At 70.1% G+C, this 20827-nt stretch carries 17 protein-coding genes, 1 tRNA gene and 3 pseudogenes; 14 read left to right on the top strand and 7 right to left on the bottom strand.

What is annotated here, in order from left to right; translation table 11 throughout:
• Window positions 1–210: 210 nt before the first annotated feature.
• Window positions 211–675, bottom strand: coding sequence for an ATP-binding protein (locus ACFYQA_RS03805; RefSeq protein WP_388911013.1), 465 nt, complete (start codon window positions 673–675; stop codon window positions 211–213).
• A 219-nt stretch (window positions 676–894) separates the two neighbouring features.
• On the opposite strand from ACFYQA_RS03805, the gene ACFYQA_RS03800 reads away from it, so the two are divergent.
• From ACFYQA_RS03800 to ACFYQA_RS03760, 9 genes are all read left to right on the top strand, one after another.
• Window positions 895–1767 (top strand): hypothetical protein, encoded by an 873-nt coding sequence (locus ACFYQA_RS03800; protein ID WP_388911011.1) that lies wholly within the window; start codon window positions 895–897, stop codon window positions 1765–1767.
• 264 nt (window positions 1768–2031) lie between these two features.
• The gene (locus tag ACFYQA_RS03795; protein ID WP_388911121.1) at window positions 2032–2796 is read left to right on the top strand and encodes a YcnI family protein; all 765 of its coding nucleotides are present in this window, start codon (window positions 2032–2034) and stop codon (window positions 2794–2796) included.
• Window positions 2797–2884: 88 nt separating this feature from the next.
• Window positions 2885–3538, top strand: coding sequence for an SCO family protein (locus ACFYQA_RS03790; RefSeq protein ID WP_388911008.1), 654 nt, complete (start codon window positions 2885–2887; stop codon window positions 3536–3538).
• Entirely contained in the window at window positions 3535–4032 is a 498-nt protein-coding gene (locus ACFYQA_RS03785) for a copper chaperone PCu(A)C (RefSeq protein ID WP_386399716.1), read from the top strand. Before ACFYQA_RS03790 ends, ACFYQA_RS03785 begins: the two co-directional genes overlap by 4 nt.
• Before the next feature lie 13 nt (window positions 4033–4045).
• The gene (locus ACFYQA_RS03780; RefSeq protein ID WP_388911005.1) at window positions 4046–6169 is read left to right on the top strand and encodes a copper resistance CopC/CopD family protein; all 2124 of its coding nucleotides are present in this window, start codon (window positions 4046–4048) and stop codon (window positions 6167–6169) included.
• Window positions 6170–6175: 6 nt separating this feature from the next.
• Window positions 6176–7468, top strand: coding sequence for an iron uptake transporter deferrochelatase/peroxidase subunit (gene efeB, locus ACFYQA_RS03775; protein ID WP_388911002.1), 1293 nt, complete (start codon window positions 6176–6178; stop codon window positions 7466–7468).
• Window positions 7469–7580: 112 nt separating this feature from the next.
• The gene (gene pheA, locus ACFYQA_RS03770) at window positions 7581–8513 is read left to right on the top strand and encodes a prephenate dehydratase (RefSeq protein WP_386399724.1); all 933 of its coding nucleotides are present in this window, start codon (window positions 7581–7583) and stop codon (window positions 8511–8513) included.
• A gap of 597 nt (window positions 8514–9110) precedes the next feature.
• The gene (gene serS / locus ACFYQA_RS03765) at window positions 9111–10388 is read left to right on the top strand and encodes a serine--tRNA ligase (RefSeq protein WP_386399726.1); all 1278 of its coding nucleotides are present in this window, start codon (window positions 9111–9113) and stop codon (window positions 10386–10388) included.
• A complete protein-coding gene (locus tag ACFYQA_RS03760) occupies window positions 10385–11188 on the top strand; it encodes an HAD family hydrolase (protein WP_388910998.1) in 804 nt (267 codons plus the stop codon). Before serS ends, ACFYQA_RS03760 begins: the two co-directional genes overlap by 4 nt.
• A 64-nt stretch (window positions 11189–11252) precedes the next feature.
• On the opposite strand, the gene ACFYQA_RS03755 is transcribed toward ACFYQA_RS03760, so the two are convergent.
• The 6 genes and pseudogenes from ACFYQA_RS03755 to ACFYQA_RS03730 form a co-directional block, all read right to left on the bottom strand.
• A tRNA-Ser gene (locus tag ACFYQA_RS03755) sits at window positions 11253–11337 on the bottom strand.
• A 351-nt stretch (window positions 11338–11688) separates the two neighbouring features.
• Window positions 11689–11881, bottom strand: a pseudogene (locus ACFYQA_RS03750) (hypothetical protein); the annotation flags it as partial.
• Window positions 11882–12188: 307 nt separating this feature from the next.
• Window positions 12189–12908 (bottom strand): ABC transporter permease subunit, encoded by a 720-nt coding sequence (locus ACFYQA_RS03745; RefSeq protein WP_386399732.1) that lies wholly within the window; start codon window positions 12906–12908, stop codon window positions 12189–12191.
• An 11-nt stretch (window positions 12909–12919) separates the two neighbouring features.
• Entirely contained in the window at window positions 12920–13831 is a 912-nt protein-coding gene (locus tag ACFYQA_RS03740) for an ABC transporter ATP-binding protein (RefSeq protein WP_388910995.1), read from the bottom strand.
• Complete coding sequence (locus ACFYQA_RS03735) at window positions 13828–14745, bottom strand: ABC transporter permease (RefSeq protein ID WP_388910993.1); 918 nt, start codon at window positions 14743–14745, stop codon at window positions 13828–13830. Before ACFYQA_RS03735 ends, ACFYQA_RS03740 begins: the two co-directional genes overlap by 4 nt.
• Window positions 14735–15760: an ABC transporter ATP-binding protein gene (locus tag ACFYQA_RS03730; protein ID WP_386399772.1), complete on the bottom strand. Its 1026-nt coding sequence runs from the start codon at window positions 15758–15760 to the stop codon at window positions 14735–14737. The genes ACFYQA_RS03735 and ACFYQA_RS03730 overlap by 11 nt, the downstream gene beginning before the upstream one ends.
• A 369-nt stretch (window positions 15761–16129) precedes the next feature.
• Here ACFYQA_RS03730 and ACFYQA_RS03725 point away from each other — a divergent pair, with 369 nt between their 5' ends.
• From ACFYQA_RS03725 to ACFYQA_RS03705, 5 genes and pseudogenes are all read left to right on the top strand, one after another.
• Window positions 16130–17911: an SDR family oxidoreductase gene (locus ACFYQA_RS03725; RefSeq protein WP_388910990.1), complete on the top strand. Its 1782-nt coding sequence runs from the start codon at window positions 16130–16132 to the stop codon at window positions 17909–17911.
• Window positions 17912–18132: 221 nt separating this feature from the next.
• Window positions 18133–18681, top strand: coding sequence for an RNA 2'-phosphotransferase (locus ACFYQA_RS03720; protein ID WP_388910987.1), 549 nt, complete (start codon window positions 18133–18135; stop codon window positions 18679–18681).
• A gap of 32 nt (window positions 18682–18713) precedes the next feature.
• Window positions 18714–19172: pseudogene (locus tag ACFYQA_RS03715) on the top strand (hypothetical protein).
• Between the two features lie 502 nt (window positions 19173–19674).
• The gene (locus ACFYQA_RS03710; protein ID WP_388910984.1) at window positions 19675–20547 is read left to right on the top strand and encodes a DUF72 domain-containing protein; all 873 of its coding nucleotides are present in this window, start codon (window positions 19675–19677) and stop codon (window positions 20545–20547) included.
• Between the two features lie 10 nt (window positions 20548–20557).
• Window positions 20558–20800 (top strand): annotated as a pseudogene (locus tag ACFYQA_RS03705) (LLM class flavin-dependent oxidoreductase); the annotation flags it as partial.
• Window positions 20801–20827 lie beyond the last annotated feature (27 nt).

Genomic DNA, 20827 nt, shown 5'->3' with positions numbered 1-20827 from the left:
GACTGCTCGAGGGGCTGATCGCCGCTCGAGGGGCTGATATGCGTACTGCGGCCGGGTACCCCGCGCGGGGTACCCGGCCGCGGTGTAATCGGGTGCGGTGTAATCGGGTGCGGTGTAATCGGGTGCGCCGTGATCGGATTCAGCGCGACCGGGGCCAGTGCGATCGGGTGCGCTTCCGCGCGCCTACGGATTCCCGATCCGGTGGTGAGGTCACACCGCCATCAGCGGCGCTCCCTTCCGCCATTTGAGGATCTTGTCGAAGCTCACCACAGCGCCGCCCCGATCGGGCTTGTTGCCGATGTGGACGTGATCGGCGAGCTCCTGGATGAGGCAGAGGCCGCGGCCGTGTTCCGCGTCGTACGGCGCGGGGCGGGCCGGCGGGTGGGCACGACCGCCGGCCACGGCGGGAAAGCCGGGGCCCGCGTCGGCGACCTCGATACGGCACTTCTCGCCCTCGAGATAGGCGGTCACCCGGTACGCCTCCGAGAACCCGCCCCAGGCGGTGCCCCCGCCGTGCTCGACGGCGTTCGCACAGGCTTCGGTGAGGGCGACGGAAAGGTCGTAGGAGATGTCGGGGTCGACGCCCGCGGTCTCCATCGCGCCGAGCAGAAGGCGACGCGCGAGCGGCACGCTCGCAGCGTCACGGCGCAGATGGAGTGACCACCAGATGCTCATGCTCCAGCCTCCCGGCCGCGGCTCGACATACTGTTACCTATTGCCCTGCGTACACGCTTGTAAGCGTCCCGCTGACGTGATAACCCCCATATGGCGGGTGCGCCATGGGGCCGGCCGGTGTATATAGGGCACCTCGCGCATAAGTGATCTTCCGGCCGTAGCTCTCCTTGCGGACCTGCCGTACAGCGGCCGGAGGCCCAGTGCGATGATGAGCCCGCCATGACTGCCCCCCATCCGCACACGATGCGCTCCGGACGCGGGCTCCGGATGCTGCGGGCCGCGGTGTTCGCCGCGGTCTGTGTCGTGCTGGCCGGGGCAGGTCACACACTCGCCTCCCACGCCGCAGTTCCGCTGTGGACCCTGGGCGTCGGATTCCTCGGGATGTTCGTGGCCTCGGTGCCGCTCACCGGACGCGCGCGGTCCCTTCCGGGCATCGCCGTCCCACTGGCGGTCAGCCAGACGGCGCTGCACGCCATGTTCGGCATCGGCCAGCACGGCGCCGCGACCTCCGCGAACGTGTCGCCGTCCGTGTCCGGGTCCCTGTCCGACGCCTCGCTGATCGAGCAGGCGGCCCGACTGCTGTGCGGGGCCGGCACGGTGGCCATCAGCCCCGCGCAGGCGCAGCGCATCCTCACCGACGCCCGGATCCACCCCGGCCCGACCGGTACGGGGAGTGCGGCCGGCGGCACCCACGGAGGGCACGCCCAGGACGGCGTCCTGACCCTGGCCGCGGACCCCACGGCCGCGGCCTCGTCGATGCCGCTGCTGCCGTCCCTGCCGATGCTGCTCGCGCACGTCCTCACGGCACTCGCCACCGGCTGGCTGCTGCGCCGCGGCGACCTGGCTCTGCTGCGGCTCACCGAACTGTCGGCGCACGGTGTGGCCGAGGGCGCCCTCGTACGGTCTCTCCGCGCGGCACTCGCTCTGGTGCGCGCCCTGCGCGCGGGTCTCCCGGGGGCACCGCAGGTGGCCCCGGGCCGGTTGCGCACCGTGCCGGCCGTGCCGTCCACGCCCTATACCACCGCACTCCAGCACTCGGTGATCCGCCGGGGTCCGCCCCCGGCCGGCACCGTGCTCGCCCTCGCCGCCTGACGCGACCGGGCCACCCTTCCGCGACCGCCGGACCTCCGGACGGAAGGAGAGGGTGCCCGCATGCGGCACGGCCCGGCGCGCGCGTGTCCGCTTTTCCGCGTATTTCCCCGCGCACTTACCGCGTACTTCCCGTCTGCTTCGCTCGTGCTTACCTCGTACGACGAACCGTCCGTGGCCCAGTCGCCACCGACGGGCAAGGGCGTACGCACCGTACGCGGTTCCCTCACCGTCAGCGAAACCCAACTGAAGCGGAGTGCTTCTGCCATGAAGGCTTCCCGTATCGCCGCCGTCGGCGCTGTCGCCGGTGTCGCCGTCCTCGCCCTGTCCGCCCCCGCCTTCGCGCACGTCAGCGTGCAGCCCGAGGGCGAGGCGGCCAAGGGCGGTTACGCGGTCGTGAACTTCAAGGTCCCCAACGAGCGCGACAACGCGTCGACGACCAAGCTCGAGGTGACGTTCCCGACCGATCACCCGCTGGCCTCCGTGATGCCGCAGCCGGTCGACGGCTGGGACATCAAGGTCACCAAGTCCAAGCTGGACAAGCCACTGGAGATGCACGGCAAGAAGATCGACGAGGCCGTCACCAAGGTCACCTGGACCGCCGACGATGACGACGCCGGCATCGGGCCCGGCTTCTTCCAGAAGTTCCCGGTGTCTGTCGGCACCCTGCCCGAGGACGCCGACGAACTGGCCTTCAAGGCGCTGCAGACGTACTCCAACAAGGAGGTCGTCCGCTGGATCGAGGTGCCGCAGGAGGGCAAGGAGGAGCCCGACTTCCCGGCCCCCGTGCTCGCCCTGGCCGAGGCCTCCGGCGACGGTCACTCGCATGGTGCGTCGGACGGCAAGACCGAGGACGCCAAGTCCGACGAGAGCACCGAGAACGCCTCCGCGGAGACCACCGCGACGGCCGACTCCGGTGACGCGGGCGGTACAGACACCACCGCCCGGGTCCTGGGCATCGTCGGCATCGTGGTCGGTGCCGCGGGTGTCGCCTACGGCGTACTCGCCGGGCGTCGGCGCGCCGACGCCTGAGCCCTCCCCTGTTCAACGGCACGCGCCGGGGTTCCACGGTCCGTGGAACCCCGGCGCGTGCCGGAGCACCTACATTCTGGACACCATCATGCGCAAGAAGACCCTCGCGGCGGCCCTGCTCGCCGCCGCCGCCCTGACCCTCTCCGCCTGCGGCAGTGGCGACGGCGACAGCGACGAGCCCATCGCCATCGTTTCCGAGGAGGCCGGCGCGGAGAAGGCCGCCACGGCCCTCGACAAGCCGTTCGAGAAGCCGGACCTCGTCCTCACCGACACGCAGGGCAAGGAGTACGACTTCCGCGCGGAGACCGCCGGCAAGCCCACGCTGATCTACTTCGGCTACACGCACTGCCCCGACGTCTGCCCGCTGACCATGAACAACCTCGCGGTGGCCAAGAAGCAGTTGCCCCAGGACCAGCAGGACGAGCTGCGGATCGTGTTCGTCACCACCGACCCCGAACGGGACACTTCCGCCGCGCTCGGCAAGTGGCTCAAGGGCATCGACTCCCAGGTCGTCGGCCTGACCGGCGACTTCGACACGGTCCAGGCCGGCGCCCGCACCCTCGGCATCTCGATCAACGCGCCGCGCAAGGACGACAAGGGCCAGGTCGTCTCCGACCACGGCACCCAGGTCATCGCCTTCTCCCCGAAGACCGACGGCGGCTACCTCCTCTACGGCGAGGACGCCACCGTCGAGGACTACACCGCGGACCTCCCCAAGATCATCAAGGGTGAGAAGCCGTGAGACGGCTCGCGGAAAGACAGCTCCTCGGGAGACCGCACGCCTTCGCGGCGGTGGCCGTCGCCGGGGTGCTGACCCTCGCCGGCTGCGGCGGCTCGGACCCGGACAGTTCGGGCTCGGGCGGCGAGGCAGACCTGTCCGTCGGCTCCGCCTACATGCCGCAGCCGGTCTCGGACATGGCGGCCGGCTTTCTCGTCATCAGCAACAAGGGCGGCGCGGCCGATCGGCTGACCTCGGTCAGCAGTGACGCCGCCGACCGCGTCACCGTGCACGAGACCGTCGACGGGGCCATGCGGGAGGTCGACGCGCTCGACATCCCGGCCCACGGCAGCCTCGTGCTCGAGAGCGGCAGCAATCATCTGATGTTCGAACAGCTGACACGGCAACCGAAGCAGGGGCAGAAGGTCTCCGTCGAACTGCGCTTCGCCCACTCCGACCCCGTCACGGTCGAGATTCCGGTGAAGCCTGCCACCTACACCCCGAAGCACGGACACTGAGGGAGAAACCCCTGTGACCCAGACCATCGCCCCCCGCGTCCGGATCCTGGTGCTGCTGTTCCTGGCCGTCACCGGCGCGCTCCTCGCCGGGGCCGCTCCCGCCTCCGCGCACGCCGCGCTGACCGGCAGCGATCCCCGGCAGGGGACGGTGGTCGGCAAGGCGCCCGCCCAGGTCTCGCTCACCTTCTCCGAACCGGTCGCGGTGAGCGACGACGCCCTGCGCGTCCTCGATCCCAAGGGCGAGCGGGTCGACAAGGGCGACCCGGCCAACGCGAGCGGCACCACGTACACCGTGCAGCTGCTCGGCGGGCTGCCCGACGGCACCTACACCGTCACCTACCAGGTGGTGTCCGCGGACAGCCATCCCGTCGCCGGCGCCTTCACCTTCTCCGTCGGAGCCCCCTCGGAGACCTCCGTCGAAGCCTCCGCCCAAACCTCCGACGACGGACTGGTCGGCTCGCTGTACGGCACCGGACGGTACCTGTCGTACGCCGGGTTCGTGGTCATGGTCGGCGGGGCCGCCTTCGTGCTCGCCTGCTGGCCGCGCGGCTCCGGCGTACGGGCGGTGCAGCGGCTGGTCGTCTCCGGATGGCTCACGCTCACCGCGGCCACCCTCGCCCTGCTGCTCCTGCGCGGTTCCTACACGAGCTCCGGGAAGGTCGGCGACATCTTCGACCTGACGCTGCTCAGCGAGGTGCTGCAGACCAAGACCGGCGCGGCGCTCGTGTCACGGCTGCTGCTGCTCGCCGCGGCGGCGCTGTTCATCGCGGTGCTCTTCGGCGCCGCCCAGTACCAGCGGGACGACGAGGAGAAGCGGGACCTGTCCCTCGGACTCGCCATCGGGGGGACGGTCGTGGCGGCCGGGCTCGCCGCGAGCTGGGCCATGTCCGAACATGCCTCCCAGGGGCTCCAGCCTGGTCTCGCGATGCCGGTCGACATCGTCCACCTGCTGGCCGTCGCCGCCTGGCTCGGCGGGCTCGCCGCCCTGCTCGTCGCGCTCTACCGCGCACCCGCCGACACCGCGGTCGACACGGCCGCCGTCCAGCGGTTCTCGCGGCTCGCGTTCGGCAGTGTGGTCGCGCTGGTCGTCACCGGGATCTACCAGAGCTGGCGGCAGCTCGGTTCCTGGTCGGCGTTCACCGACACCCGGTACGGGCAGTTGCTGCTCGTCAAGATCGTGCTCGTGGTGATCATGGTCGGGATCGCGTACGCCTCCCGGAGGTGGACGGCCCGACTGGCGGAGCCCGGTGCGGCGGTGACACTCCGGAAGAAGCAGAAGGAAACCGTGGCGGCGGTGCCGGCCGCTGGGGGCGAGGCAGGACAGGGAGGTGCCGGGACCGCCGGTACCGGTAAGACCAAGGCAGGTACGAAGAAAGCCGGTACCAAGAAGGCTGCAGCCGCTTCCACAGCCTCGGCCGACACCGACACCGACACCGACACCGACACCGACACCGAACGGGAGAAGCCCGCGGCCGACACGGGGCCTGCCCAGGTCCGGTCGGAGCAGTCGGGGGCCGGGGCGAAGGCCGGCGGGGACTCCGCGCGGGCCACGCAGCTGGCCCGGCAGCGGGCCGCCGTGTCGGCCGCCCGGCAGAAGCGACTGCGGGACGCCGACCCGAACCGCTTCGGGCTGCGTCGCTCCGTGCTCGCCGAGGCCTGTATCGCCATCGTCCTGCTCTTGATCACCACCGTGCTGACACAGACCGAACCGGGGCGTACGGAGCAGGAGGCCGAGAGGGCCGCCTCGTCGTCCTCGGCCCCGTCGTCACCCTCGTCCTCGCCCGCCCAGGGGACCGGTGCGGTGACCCTGAACATGCCCTTCGACACCGGCGGCAAGGACGGCAAGGGCGTGGTCACCATCGATCTGGACCCCGCGCGCGTGGGCGGCAACGACATGCACGTCTATGTGGAGCGGACCGACGGCAAGGCCTTCGACGTTCCCGAGCTCAAGGTCGCCCTCACCCTCTCCGCGAAGGACATCGGACCGCTGCCCGTCGTCCCCGACCGCGTCGCCACCGGACACTTGTCGGCGAGCGGAGTGCAGATCCCCGTGGCGGGTGACTGGACCGTCGAGGTGACCGTGCGGACCTCCGACATCGACCAGGTGACCGTCTCCAAGAACGCACAGATCGGCTGAACCACCATGGCTGACCAGTCCATTCCGAAGGCCCGCACCCCTGCGGCCCCGGAACCCCGGGAAGGCGCCGCCCCACCCGTCGCCCGGGAGGGCATCTCCCGGCGCCGCCTGCTCGGCACCGCCGGGGCCACCGGGCTGGTGCTCGGTGCTGCGGGCGGCGCCGTGGGCTACGCCGCCGCACCGGCCGAAGCCGCCCCGCTGACCTCCCTGGGTGAGGGCCGGCTGATGTTTCACGGGAAACATCAGCCCGGTATCACCGAAGGGTTCCCGGCCCGTGGACATCTCATCGCGTTCGACCTCGCGCCGGGCGCCGGGCGCAAGGAAGCGGCCGCCCTGCTGCGCCGCTGGTCGGACACGGCTCGGCGGCTCATGGCGGGCGAGCCGAGCGCCGACGGCGACACCGGTGTGGCACAGGACGCCGGCCCCTCCTCCCTCACCCTCACCTTCGGCTTCGGCCACAGCTTCTTCGCCCGCACCGGACTGGAGAAGCAGCGTCCGGTGGCTCTGGACCCCCTGCCCGACTTCTCCTCGGACCACCTGGACAAGGCCCGCAGCAACGGCGACCTGTGGGTGCAGATCGGCGCCCATGACGCCCTGGTCGCCTTCCACGCGCTGCGCGCCGTACAGAAGGACGCCGGTTCGGCGGCCAGGGTGCGCTGGCAGATGAACGGGTTCAACCGCTCGCCCGGCGCCACCGCCCGCCCGATGACCGCCCGCAACCTGATGGGCCAGATCGACGGCACCCGCAACCCCAAGCCGTCCGACTCCGACTTCGACCAGCGGATCTTCGTACCGGCGAACGGCGACCCCGCCTGGATGGTGAACGGTTCCTACGTGGTCGTACGCCGTATCCGCATGCTGCTCGACACCTGGGAGAAGCTCGCGGTCAAGGAGCAGGAGGCGGTCATCGGACGCCGCAAGTCCGACGGGGCGCCGCTGTCCGGAGGCACAGAGACCTCTGCGATGGACCTGGAGAAGACCGACTCCGCGGGCAATCTGGCGGTTCCCTTCAACGCCCACGCCCGGATCACCCGCCCCGACCAGAACGGCGGTGCGGCAATGCTCAGACGCCCTCTCTCGTACCACGACGGTATGGACGCGGACGGCGTGCCCGACGCGGGTCTGCTGTTCATCTGCTGGCAGGCCGACCCGCTGCGCGGCTTCGTGCCGGTGCAGCGCAAGCTCGACCGGGGCGACGCGCTGACGCCGTTTCTCCGGCACGAGTCGAGCGGACTGTACGCGGTGCCGGGCGGAGCGGCGGAGAGCGAGTATGTGGGGCAGCGGTTGCTGGAGGGATGAGGCGCCCCGTCTCACTCGCATGCCACCCGTATGCCACCCGTATGCCACTCGCATGTCACTCCCGGGAGGGCATCCGGGGATGCTCTCGGTGTGGGCCCATTAGGGTGAGGTCATGCCAGCGAGCTATGCGTATCTCGGTCCCGAGGGCACCTTCACCGAAGTCGCCCTGCGCACTCTCCCGGAGGCGGCCACCCGGGAGCTGATCCCGTACGTGTCCGTACAGTCCGCGCTCGACGCGGTACGTGCCGGGGAGGCCGAGGCCGCTTTCGTCCCCATCGAGAACTCCGTCGAGGGTGGCATCACCACCACTCTCGACGAACTGGTCGCGGGCGCCCCGCTGACGATCTACCGCGAGGTGCTGCTGTCGATCACCTTCGCGCTGCTCGTCCGCCCCGGCACCAGGCTGTCGGAGGTCAAGACCGTCACCGCCCACCCCGCCGCCCAGCCGCAGGTCCGCAACTGGCTGAAGAAGCACCTCCCGGATGTCGTCTGGGAATCGGCCGCCTCCAACGCGGACGGGGCCCGGCTGGTACAGGAGGGCCGGTACGACGCGGCCTTCGCCGGTGAGTTCGCGGCGGCCCGGTACGGGTTGGAGGCCCTGGAGACCGGGATCCACGACGCGGAGAACGCCCAGACCCGCTTCGTCCTGGTCGGACGGCCCGCGCGCCCCGCCGCGCCCACCGGCGCGGACAAGACGTCCATTGTGGTGTGGCAGCGCAACGACCACCCTGGTGGCCTGCGCGATCTGCTGGGCGAGTTCGCCACGCGCGGCGTCAACCTGATGCTGCTCCAGTCCCGGCCCACCGGAGCCGGTATCGGCAATTACTGCTTCTGCATCGACGCCGAGGGCCACATCTCGGACCGCAGGGTGGCCGAGACGCTGATGGGTCTCAAGCGGGTCTGCCTTCAGGTGCGCTTCCTCGGTTCGTACCCGCGGGCGGATGCGGAGCCGACTGAGGTACGGGAGCCGCTGCCCGGGACCTCGGACGACGAATTCGCGTCCGCGGCGGACTGGGTGGCGCGCTGCCAGGACGGCCGGTTCTGACATTTCCAGTCCTATCAGTCATATTTTCTGATTTTCGTTATCCACAGAAGTTATCCACAGGCCAACTTCTCGATCCGGGGACAAGTCGACAGTGTTGTGTCGTTCCGTCGACAAATCTCCCCACCGTTCATGAGCGCGTCCACTCGCCCGGCGGGCACCCTTCGTCCGCCCTTTTCCTTTCGTCAACCCTTTGGGGTGACCACTTTCCGCCCGAAAGTGGAGGTAAGGGAGGGTTCGCGACAGGAATCCTCACCGCCGGTCACGCGTTCCGGAATGGATCGCTCCAAAGTCCACAGACTTTCTTCACACCCTGTGGATAACTTCCCTCACCCTGTGGACACCTGTGGACAACCGAACCCCGAATCCCGGCTCTGCAAGGAATTCCAGTCAACGAGCGGCCCGCGAACTGACCCTTTCCAGGGAGTGGGCCACTCTCCTTGACCCCGATCGACGCCGAGTCACCCCTCGAGACGCCCCGTGGCGACCTCAGCTCCACCCCCATGAACTCATCACGCAATTCCCTCATAACGGGATGTAAGTGGCTCCGGTGGAATAGTGAGTCGTGGGGCGTCACCACGCACCGGTAGCCTTGAGCGCGTGATTGACCTTCGCCTGCTCCGTGAGGACCCCGACCGTGTGCGCGCTTCGCAGCGTGCCCGTGGAGAGGACGTCGCGCTCGTCGACTCCCTCCTGTCCGCCGACGAACGGCGCAGGTCGTCCGGCGTCCGCTTCGACGAGCTGCGCGCCGAACAGAAAGCGCTCGGCAAGCTCATCCCCAAGGCGACCGGCGACGAGAAGGCCGAGCTGCTGAAGAAGGCCGGCACCCTCGCTGCCGACGTCAAGGCGGCCGACGCGGAGCGGGACACGGCAGCGGCCGAGACGCAGGAACTTCTGGGCAGGCTGAGCAACCTCATCCACCCCGACGTGCCCGTCGGCGGCGAGGAGGACTTCGTCACGCTCGAGACGCACGGCACCGCCCGCGACTTCGGGGCCGAGGGCTTCGAGCCCAAGGACCACCTGGAGCTCGGCCAGATCCTCGGCGCCATCGACGTCGAGCGCGGCGCCAAGGTCTCCGGGTCGCGCTTCTACTTCCTGACCGGCGTCGGTGCCCTGCTCGAGCTGGCTCTGGTGAACGCCGCGATCGCCCAGGCCACCGCGGCCGGCTTCACCCCTATGCTGACCCCGGCCCTGGTCCGGCCCCAGTCCATGGCGGGCACCGGCTTCCTCGGGCAAGCGGCCCAGGACGTCTACCACCTCGAGAAGGACGACCTCTACCTGGTCGGCACGTCCGAGGTCGCGCTCGCCGCGTACCACATGGACGAGATCATCGACGCCGACCGGCTGCCGCTCCGCTACGCGGGCTTCTCGCCCTGCTTCCGGCGCGAGGCCGGCTCGCACGGCAAGGACACCCGCGGCATCTTCCGCGTGCACCAGTTCGACAAGGTCGAGATGTTCTCCTACGTCACTCCGGAGGAGTCGCAGGAGGAGCACCGGCGGCTGCTGGAATGGGAGAAGCAGTGGCTGACGTCGCTGGAGCTGCCGTTCCGGGTGATCGACGTCGCCTCGGGCGACCTGGGTTCCTCCGCCGCACGGAAGTACGACTGCGAGGCGTGGATTCCGACCCAGGGCAAGTACCGCGAGCTGACCTCGACCTCGGACTGCACCGAGTACCAGTCCCGCCGGCTCCAGATCCGCGTCAGGGACGGCAAGCAGGTGCGCCCGCTCGCCACTCTCAACGGCACTCTGTGCGCCGTACCGCGCACGATCGTGGCCATCCTGGAGAACCACCAGCAGGCCGACGGCTCGGTGCGGGTCCCTGAGGTACTGCGTCCGTACCTGGGCGGCCGGGAGTTTCTGGAACCGGTTGCCAAGTGAGCACGCCGTTCCCGTACCGACTCGTCGCCACCGACCTCGACGGCACGCTGCTGCGTGACGACCACTCGGTCTCCCGCCGCACCCGGGACGCGCTCGCCGCGGCCACCGCGGCGGGCGCCGCCCACATCGTCGTCACCGGCCGCGCAGTCCCCTGGACCCGGCCCATCCTCGACGACCTCGGCTACCAGGGCCTCGCCGTCTGCGGCCAGGGCGCCCAGGTGTACGACTCCGGGGCGCACCGGCTGCTCACATCGGTGACGCTGGACCGGCAGCTTGCCGCGGTGGCGCTGGCCAAGATCGAGGCGGAGACCGGCCCGCTGCACCTGGCCGCGAGCCGCGACGGTCTGGACGGTGAAGTACTGGTCGGCCCCGGCTACGAGGTGACGGGCAGACTGCCCGCGACGCCGCTCACGGACGCGTCGGACCTGTGGTCGGCCCCCCTGAACAAGCTGTACATACAGCACCCGGCCCTCACCGACGACGAACTCACCGAGGTGGCCACTCGCACCGCGGGCGGTTTCGTCACCGTCGTCATGGCGGGCGAGGGCATCGTCGAACTGCTTCCCCTCGGCCTGTCCAAGGCCACCGGGCTGTCCCTGGCCGCTCGCCGGCTCGGGGCGAAGGCCGCGGAGACAATCGCCTTCGGCGACATGCCCAACGACATCCCGATGTTCGCCTGGGCCGCGCACAGCGTCGCCATGGCCAACGCCCACCAGGAACTGCGGGCGGTGGCCGACGAGGTGACGTCCTCCAACGAGGAGGACGGGATCGCCGTGGTGCTGGAGCGGTTGCTGGGCTGAGGACGTGACGCCCGCTCAGCCGTTCAGGAACCGGAGGGCTCAGCGGGGCGGGTTCAACGACTTGCGGAGGATGCACGAATCGAACGTGCGCGGGCTTTCACCCGACCGCGGCTCAGCAAGCCGGTGCCTTACCTCTCGGCCAATCCTCCGGGTGGGCGGCCCACGCGCCTGACGCGCGTGCTCGAAGCGGCCGCCCCGGGCAGTTCTCCGTAAGGCGGACTCGGCAAAGGAGCAGGAACTACTCCGGAGTCCGCCGTCGGCTGCCCTGGCAGGAGCCGGACATACTGCCGTGCATGGACATCGCCCCGCTCCTCTCCCGGATCACGACACCGGACTTTCCCGGCGATGCGGACACCACCACTCTGCCCGCCGGGCGAGTGGGGTGCCACTCATTTAGGGTCTGCTGTCTGGATCATGCCAAGGGCCCGGCCGCTCCGCCGTCAGCGGGACAGCAGGGCAGCAGGACAGCAGGGTCGGCCATGGCACCGCAGTCGTCCCCGGCGGCGACGCCACCCGCGTCCGGCGTGCCTTGCTGAAGAACCAGCCCGCCGGCTGCTCGCCGGAGCGCCAGGGTTGCGGCTCCGGCTCCTCGTGCCGTCGGCGTTCGGTCAGCATGCGGGCGCGGGCGGACGGTTCGGTGGTCTCCGCAGCACGGATGAAGTCGTCGTCCAGGACCACACCGTCCGGGACCACGTCGTCCGGGGCTGTGGAGACACTGTCTTCGGCCTCGGCCTCGGTCTCGGCGTCCCGGTTACGGGCCCGGTGGCCGGGTCGGTGGTCCGGCCGTTCGTCGGGCCCGTGGGCGGGTGGGTCGTCCGGTCCGTGGACGGGTCGGTGGGCCGGCCGGCTCTCACCCTCGTGCCCCCGTCGTTCGTCGTGCCCGGCCGTCCCACCCGCCATCGCGATCAGTCCTTCCGTCGGATCATGAGCCGTAGCCCTCGGTGTCTCCCGTGCCCGGGGTGCCGGAACGGAATGAGGTGCGGAAGCGGAACGGGTGAGGTCACTCCTCCCCGGCGAGCGTCAGCGTGCGCAGCTTCTGCCCGGCGTACCAGGTGGCCAGGACGGTGACGACGACCAGCAGGACCGTCGCGGTCGTGAGACCGACGTCCGAGGTGACCAGATCGCCGCCGGAGACCTTCTGGGCCACCGCCAGCGACCACTGCTGGACGCTCAGCGTGCGCGCGCCGGGCACCAGGGAGCCGAACAGGGCCTCCCAGACCAGTGCGTAGACCAGCCCGAACACCACCGCGTGCCGGGAGACCGTGCCGAGCAGCAGGAAGAGCGCCGCGTACGCGATGGAGGCGACCAGCGCGGCCACCGTGTAGGCGACAGCGATCTGCTGGCCGTTGCCGTTGAGAATGAAGCCGGCGATCAGGGTGGGCACCGCCGAGAAGACCATCGTCACGGCGATCGCCACGATCAGCTTGGTGTAGATGATCGTGGGCCGCTTGATCGGCTTGGACAGCAGGTACACCACCGAGCCGTCGTCGATCTCCGGGCCCATCGCGCCGGTTCCCGCGATGACACCGATGATCGGCACCATGGTGGCGAGCGCCAGCCCGCCGAGCACGTCGGCCGCGGTCTGGTCGTCGGCACCGGCGAGGGTGCGCACCGCCACGGAGATCGCGATCAGCAGCAGGGGCAGGGCGCCCAGGATGAGGGCCCGGCGACGGCCGAGCAGGGCCCGGTAGGTGAGTCGGGCGACTGTGGGGTCGTACATGGTTCGGCCTCCTACGCCGCGACGAGATACGAGAAGACGGACTCGAGGGACTCGTCGGACGGCGAGACCGTGAGCAGGCGGATGCCGTGTTCCTTCGCGACCCTGGGCAGCAGGGACGTGAAGCGGGCGAAGTCGACGGCCTGGATGCGCAGGACGCCCTCGCTGTGGTCGACCTCGATGCCGGACGTGGACGGGTCGGCGATCAGCGCGGCCGCGAGGACGCGGTCGTCGCTGGAGCGCACCAGATAGCGGTGCGGGCGGTCCGTCATCAGGCGGCGGATCTTGCGGAAGTCACCGCTGGCCGCGTGCCGGCCGGCGACGACGACCTCGATGTGCCAGGCGAGCTGTTCGACCTCTTCGAGGATGTGGGACGAGAACAGTACGGTGCGGCCCTCGTCGCCCATGCGCCGCAGCAGGTCCATCAGCTGCATGCGCTGGCGTGGGTCCATGCCGTTGAACGGTTCGTCCAGCAGGAGCAGGGACGGATCGTGGACCAGCGCGGAAGCCATCTTCACGCGCTGTCGCATGCCCTTGGAGTACGTGGCGATCTTGCGGTCCTGCGCGTACTCCATCTCGACCGTCGCCAGGGCCTGCTGGGCAGCCTTGGCGCCCAGGCCGTGCAGTTCGGCGTTGGCGACGACGAACTCGCGGCCGGTGAGGAAGTCGTACATCCCCTCGCGCTCGGGGACGATGCCGATCTGCCGGTAGATCTTTTCGTTGCGCCACACGGTCTGGCCGTCGAGGGTGACGGTGCCGGTGGAGGGGGCGAGGAAGCCGCCCATCATGTTGATGAGGGTGGACTTCCCGGCACCGTTGGGGCCGAGGAGGCCGGTGACGCCGGGGCCGATGGTCATGGTGATGTCGTTGACGGCGACCACGTTGCCGAACCAGCGGGAGACGTGGTCGATGGAGAGCGTGGTCACAGGCCCACCTTCCGGTAGCGGCGCGTCAGAAGGCCGTAGCAGGCCGCGATCAGGCCGAGGGTGATGAGGACGTACACCACGCCCTCGCCGTTCGACGGTCCCACTCCGCCGGGGAAGGTGGTGCTCGCGCCCAGGAAGGCGGACTGCACACCGTCGATGAGGGTGACCGGCGAGAACAGGCCGATCCAGGCGATCGCCTGGGAGCTGTCCTGGACGTGGGCGATCGCCTGGAGAGTGGAGACCGCGCCGTAGGAGATGGTCAGCACGGCGATCACGGCGGCGATGCCGAAACCGCGACGCGGGGTGACCGCCGCGATGACCAGGCCGATGCCGGCGAAGAGCAGTGAGAGCAGTGCCACCGAGACGAGCCCCTGCGCGAATCCCTTGGTCTGGTCGGTGAAATCGAGTTTGGCCAGCAGTGCGCCCGCATAGAGCACCAGCAGGGGAGTGGCGGTCAGGATGAACAGGGCCGAGGCCAGGGCCGCGAACTTGGCACGTACGTAGTCGGCGGTCTCGATGGGCCGCGAGAAGTACAGCGGCACGGTCTTGAAGCGCAGGTCGCGCGAGACGGACTGGGGTGCCTGCGAGGCGATGTACAGGCTGATCACGGCCTGCATGATGATCGCGTAGCGGGTGTAGTCGACGGGCAGTTCCTTCGCCTTGGTGGCCACGGCGACGGCCACCATGATGGCGGCGGGGATGCACATCACCACGAACAGCAGCATCGGCAGCACCTTGGACTTCGCCGAACGGCCGAGGCCGTAGGAGCCGCGCAGGGACTGCGAGTACAGCGAGAGCCTGGCGTAGGAGCGGCCGAGGCGGAGGCCCTCGTAGGAGCGGTAGCCGATGTTGTGGATCCGGGTCTGGTCACCCGACGTCGGTGCGGGTGTCCGCAGGGGCTGCTCAACCGCCATGGCCGACCGCCTCCTTCCGCTGCTCGCCGTTGCCGTGGCCGGCCCCGGGGTTCGTACCTGTACCTGCGTCCGTGCCCGCGCCGGTGTCCGTGTCGTTCGTGAAGACCTCGGAGATGTGGTGGCGGCGCTGTTCCATGCGTACCAGACCGAGTCCGAGGTCGGCGATCACGTCCCGCACCAGGTCGTAGGTCTCCTCGCCCTGGGCGGTGAGCAGGAGGACGTGTCCGGAGCCCGGCAGTCCGCTGCCGTCCTGGACGGACACCCCGCGCGCGTGGAGCGCGTCGCGCACCGCGCGGGTGCCGTCGGGGTGCTCGTCGGTGTCGGTGACCTCGATCGCGAGGGTCGTCGTGTTCTGCGTGAAGTCCGTGGTGGAGCTGGAGCGCAGCAGCTTGCCGCCGTCGACGACGACCACGTGGTCGCAGGTGCGCTCGAGCTCACCCAGAAGGTGTGAGGTGACCAGGACCGAGATGCCGAAGTCGGTGTGGATTCGACGGATCAGGCCGAGCATCTCGTCGCGGCCGACGGGGTCGAGGCCGTTGGTCGGCTCGTCCAGGAAGACCAGGTCCGGGTCGTGCACCAGGGCCTGCGCGAGCTTCACGCGCTGCTTCATGCCGGTCGAGTAGCCGCCCATGGGGCGGTAGCGCTCCTCGTACAGGCCGACATGGCGCAGGGTGTCCGCGGTACGTTCCCGCGCGGCGGTGGGCGGCAGGCCGGACATGCGTGCCATGTGGACCACGAACTCGGTGGCCGAGACGTCCGGCGGCAGGCAGTCGTGTTCCGGCATGTAGCCGACCCGCTCCCGGATGGCGGCGCCCTCGGTCGCGACGTCGAGGCCGAGCACTTCGGCGCGGCCCTCCGTGGCGGGGGAAAGACCCAGAAGGATCTTGATCAATGTGGACTTGCCGGCTCCATTGGCCCCGACGAGTCCGGTCACACCGGGCCCGACGTCCATGGAGAGCCGGTCAAGCGCGGTCACCCTGGGGAACCGCTTGCTCAGGCTTTCGGTCGCGATCACAGTCACGTCCCCGACATTAGTGACCCGCGCCACGCGGGTCGTCAGCCCGGAGAGCCGTCTTGGCGTCCCCCTCTGGTTGTACGGGCCCGTAGGGGATCCTCCCGCCGAGAGCTGTCCACGGCCGGGAGTCGCCTCTTGACCCGGCCTCCGGTGAGCTGCCAGATTCACCGGTGTCACGCTACGGACACGGAGCGTGGCCCGCGGTACGGACATACAGCCCGCGGTACGGACGCGTGGCGCAGCAGACGGGCACGGACGCAGGGCGCAGTCGGCGGTAAGGACGCATGGCGAGCCGCGAGGCGGCGTCCGCCGACGGGAACGGCGCGGGAGAGCCGCTCGGGCTCGCCCGTCGGCGCGGGGTGGAGGGAAGTGACGGGCTTGTCCGGAACGGTGCTGCGGGGCGCGCGTGAGCGCCGGGTACGTACGGGGGGCGTCGAGCTGTGCGTGGCGGAGCTGGGTGACCCCGGGCGGCCGACGGTCGTCCTGGTGCACGGCTACCCCGACAGCAAGGAGGTGTGGTCCGAGGTCGCACCGCGCCTCACGGAGCGTTTCCATGTCGTGGCGTACGACGTCCGTGGCCACGGGCGGTCCACCGCGCCTCGCCCGCTGCGGGGCGGTTTCACCCTCGAGAAGCTGACCGACGACTTCCTGGCGGTCGCGGACGCGGTCAGCCCGAACGAACCGGTGCATCTGGTGGGGCATGACTGGGGCTCGGTGCAGGGCTGGGAGTTCGTCACCGTCGGGCGTAGCGAGGGGCGGATCGCCTCGTTCACATCGATGTCCGGCCCGTCGCTCGACCACTTCGGTCACTGGATCAACCTCCGGCTGCGGCGGCCCACTCCGCGCCGGGTCGGCCAGTTACTCGGCCAGGGCGCCAAGTCCTGGTACGTGTACCTGCTGCACACGCCGGTACTGCCCGAACTGGCCTGGCGCGGCCCTCTCGGCAAGCGCTGGCCGCGCATCCTGGAACGGTTCGAGAACGTCCCCCGCGGAGGTGACGGGAGCTGTCCGATCTCGTCCCTGCCGTCGGACGCGGCGCACGGGGCATGGCTGTACCGGGACAACGTCCGGGCCCGGCTGCGCGCCCCCCGCACGGACGCCTACGCGCACGTGCCCGTGCAGCTCGTCACGCCGTTGGGGGACGCGTTCCTGTCGGAGCGGCTCTACGACGATCTCGAGCTGTGGGCACCGCGGCTGACCCGGCGGACGCTCCCGGCGAAGCATTGGGTGCCGCGGACCCGCCCGGACCAGCTCACGGCCTGGATCACCGAGTTCGTGACCTCCGTGGAGGCCGGCCGGACGGAGATCACCGCCTCGGGCCGGCATGCGGACCGGTTCGGCGGGCAGCTCGTCCTGGTCACCGGTGCGGGCAACGGCATCGGGCGGGCGACGGTGCTCGCTTTCGCCGAGGCCGGCGCGCGCGTGGTGGCCGTCGACCGGGACGCGGAGGCGGTGGCCCGCACCGCCGAGGAGGCCCGTTCGGCCGGAGCGTCGGCGGCCTGGGCCAGGACCGTCGACGTCTCCGACGCACAGGCCATGGAAAAACTCGCCGAGGAGACCACCGCTGAGTACGGCGTGGTGGACGTCCTGGTGAACAATGCGGGTGTCGGCCTGGGCGGCTCCTTCTTCGACACCACCCCGGAGGACTGGAAACGAGTTCTCGACGTCAATCTGTGGGGTGTGATCCACGGTTGTCGGCTCTTCGGAGCGCGGATGGCCGGGCGCGGGCAGGGCGGTCACATCGTGAACGTGGCGTCCGCCGCGGCGTACCAACCATCCCGGGCGCTGCCCGCCTACAGCACGTCCAAGGCCGCGGTGCTGATGCTCAGCGAGTGCCTGCGCGCGGAGCTCGCGGGGCAGGGGATCGGCGTGACGGCCGTCTGCCCCGGCATCGTCAACACCGGTATCACCTCCAGCGCGCGCTTCGCGGGCGCGGACACCGAGGAGGAACAGCACCGCAGGCGGCGGGCGGTCCGCCTCAACCGGCTGCGCAACTGTCCTCCGGAGAAGGTCGCCGCCGCGATTCTGCGCGCGGTGGTGCGGGACGAGGCGGTGGTACCGGTGACCCCGGAGGCGCGCGGCGCGTACGTGTTGGCGCGGTGGACGCCGGGGGTACTGCGAAGGATCGCTCGGGTGAAACCACTGGTGTGACGCCGCCAGGGGGAAGCCACCGGTGTGGGGCGATCGGGGTGAGAACCGGCCCGAGACCCCGGGCCCGCCGTCGGCCGACGGTACGGGGCTGTCCGGGAGCCGCCGGTGCAGTTGTCCACAGGTTCGGCCGGCCTTCTGTGGATAAACAGTCCTCGCTGTGGATCAAACATCTCCGGCAAAATCAATCGCGTGATTCACATCTCTCCCGGCAGGCTGAGCGGATGGACGAAAGACGCACCGTGAAGGTGTCGAAGTACCTGGCCAGACATCTGCGCCATCAGCCCGAGGCGATCGGACTCCCCCTCGACGAGGCCGGCTGGGTCGAGATCAACACCTTGATCGCCGCGGCGGCCGCACACGGCTTCCGGTTCACCCGGGCGGAACTGAACCACGTCGTCGCCGCCAACGACAAGCAGCGTTTCGCGATCGAGGGCACCCGGATACGCGCCAGCCAGGGGCACAGCATCGAGGTCGACCTCGGACTGCCGCCGGCCACCCCGCCGCCGTACCTCTTCCACGGCACCGTCGCCCGCCACCTGGCCGCCATCCGCGCCGAGGGCCTGCTGTCCATGAACCGGCACGACGTGCACCTCTCCGCCGACCGCGCGACGGCGACCCGCGTGGGTGCCCGCAGAGGCCGCCCTGTGGTGCTCTCCGTGGACTCGGCCGCCATGCACAGCGACGGCCATGTCTTCCGGGTGAGCGCGAACGGTGTGTGGCTGACCGGCACCGTGCCCCCTGGGTATCTGCGGTTCCCCGAGAGCCACTGACGCAGCGGTTTCCCGACGGCCGACGGCGCCGCATGATCAGCGGTATGGAACATCTGCCCACCACGGAGGCCGCCGTCACCGCGCTCCGGGCGCTCGCGGACGTATACGGACGCGAGATCTAGGTCACCCATGACATCGGCGCCGACCAGACATCACGCCGCACAGCGGCGGGCGTGGGCGTGACCACCGACCCGGACGGCTCCCTCCCTCATGAGGACTACGTCGAGTTCGGTGGCCTGCCCAGGGTCAGTGTGCGGCTCCATCCCGAGGACGACGCCCTGATCGACGTGGAGGGCGTGGAGTGCCCCGACATTCCCCGCGACGAAGTGCCCGCCTTCCTCCACTCCGTCTTCGACGGCCTCGCCCACGTCCGAAGCCGGCCCTTCCCGCCGGGCCACTTCCTGATCGTGCCGCTGCCCGGCGACCGGACGCACAAGGAGTTCGTCCCCATGATCGTCCTCACTCCTTGGCTGAGTGCACGCGTGCGGTGATCGCTGGACGCGTGACGACCGTTTCACGTGAAACATCTGGGGTCGGCGGGGCCACCAGCCTGGGCTCGACGGCATGAGTCCGCGCCTGAGCGCCGTGATCCTCCCGTACCGCCACTGGAACGAGAGCAGTCGTTCGGCCTGAGAGCACGCCGAGGAGCTCGGATTCCACACGGGACACACCTGCGATCCCTGCCGTGGCGCACCTTCCGGGACGACCCGCGGTTCGGCGCCCTTCCGGCCCTGACCGCCGCCGCGGCCGTCACCCTGGTGGCCGGTCGTCCCGTTCCCCGGTGACGAGACGTACGAGAACTTGTGCCCGACGCCTCGCTCACGTCTTGGAGGAACGGCGAGGTCCGCTGACCGGCGGCTCCGGCGGAACCACCGGAGCCCGTTGCTCATCACCGGGGCCCGTTGCGGACCACCGGGGCCCGTTGCGGACCGCCGGGCGGATGACCCCATGTGCCGGACGAATCCGTCACCGCGTCCGGGGAAGACGGGCGGGATGGGAGAGATCCGGGTCGGAACCTGCTCGTGGACGGACAAGGCGCTGGTGTCCAGCGGCTGGTATCCGACAGGCCACCGCGACGCGGAGGGCAGACTGCGGCACTACGCCACACAGTTCCCGGTGGCAGAGGTGGACTCCACCTATTACGGGCTGCCCAGCACCCGTAACAGCCTTCTATGGACCGACCGCACTCCTGAGAGCTTCCGGTTCGACGTGAAAGCGTTCTCCCTCCTCACCGGGCATCCGACACGGCCGGAAGCGCTGCCCGCCGAACTGCGCCCGACCCTCGCACGGCAGCAGGGACGGGCAGACATCGATCCCGGACTGCTCGACGATGTGTGGGACCGGTACAGCGCGGCCCTCGCACCACTGCGCGCATCCGGCCGTCTGGGGACGCTGGTTTTCCAGTTCCCGTACCGGCTCGTACCGGGCAGGCCGGCGGTGGAGTTCCTGCGCCGTTGCCGTGAGCGTGCCGCGGGATGGCCGATGGCCGTGGAGTTCCGGCACCCCGGCTGGTGGCGCGAGGAGCACGTCGATGCGACGACCGCCCTGCTGGCGGAGTTGGACACGGCCGCCGTGGCCGTAGACATGATGCAGACGCTGCCCGCTTCCATACCACCGGTCGTACGGGTCACCACACCGGAACTCGCCCTGGTGCGCTTCCACGGTCGCAACAGCGCGTGGGGCACCGGCACCAAGGAGGAGAGGTTCCGCCACTCGTACACGCCCGAAGAACTCTCCGAGTGGACACCGCGCGTTCGCGAGATGGCTGAGCAGGCGCGGGAGGTCCACGTCCTGTTCAACAACTGCTGCGGTGACGCCGCCGTCCGCGCCGCACAGTCGATGCGACACCTGCTCGGCCTCTCGTAGGGTCGTCCCCATGCGACTGAGCACTGTAATTCTGCCGATCGACCGCTGGCGCGAAGGGGGCTGCGACAAGTGGCGGCGCGCCGAGGAGCTGGGCTTCCACGCCGCCTACACCTACGACCACCTGTCCTGGCGCACCTTCCGGGACGGCCCCTGATTCGGCGCGGTACCCACGCTCACCGCCGCCGCGGCGGCCACCGAACGACTCCGGCTCGGCACGCTCGTCACCTCAGTCAAGCCTCGTTCACCCATCACATGCTGACCTGCGGAAAAAGCACGGCAA

Source organism: Streptomyces sp. NPDC005774, assembly GCF_042871645.1.
GTDB lineage: Bacteria > Actinomycetota > Actinomycetes > Streptomycetales > Streptomycetaceae > Streptomyces > Streptomyces pratens.
Note: the sequence above shows the minus strand (reverse complement) of the source record. Positions and strands in the feature narration are given on the sequence as shown.

Excerpts from the sequence above, each read along its gene's own strand:
- efeB (WP_388911002.1), top strand. The coding sequence starts at position 6,176 with ATGGCTGACCAGTCCATTCCGAAGGCCCGCACCCCTGCGGCCCCGGAA.
- ACFYQA_RS03720 (WP_388910987.1), top strand. The coding sequence starts at position 18,133 with ATGGACGAAAGACGCACCGTGAAGGTGTCGAAGTACCTGGCCAGACAT.
- pheA (WP_386399724.1), top strand. The coding sequence starts at position 7,581 with ATGCCAGCGAGCTATGCGTATCTCGGTCCCGAGGGCACCTTCACCGAA.
- ACFYQA_RS03805 (WP_388911013.1), bottom strand. The coding sequence starts at position 675 with ATGAGCATCTGGTGGTCACTCCATCTGCGCCGTGACGCTGCGAGCGTG.
- ACFYQA_RS03710 (WP_388910984.1), top strand. The coding sequence starts at position 19,675 with ATGGGAGAGATCCGGGTCGGAACCTGCTCGTGGACGGACAAGGCGCTG.
- ACFYQA_RS03745 (WP_386399732.1), bottom strand. The coding sequence starts at position 12,908 with ATGTACGACCCCACAGTCGCCCGACTCACCTACCGGGCCCTGCTCGGC.
- ACFYQA_RS03800 (WP_388911011.1), top strand. The coding sequence starts at position 895 with ATGACTGCCCCCCATCCGCACACGATGCGCTCCGGACGCGGGCTCCGG.
- ACFYQA_RS03790 (WP_388911008.1), top strand. The coding sequence starts at position 2,885 with ATGCGCAAGAAGACCCTCGCGGCGGCCCTGCTCGCCGCCGCCGCCCTG.
- ACFYQA_RS03735 (WP_388910993.1), bottom strand. The coding sequence starts at position 14,745 with ATGGCGGTTGAGCAGCCCCTGCGGACACCCGCACCGACGTCGGGTGAC.
- ACFYQA_RS03795 (WP_388911121.1), top strand. The coding sequence starts at position 2,032 with ATGAAGGCTTCCCGTATCGCCGCCGTCGGCGCTGTCGCCGGTGTCGCC.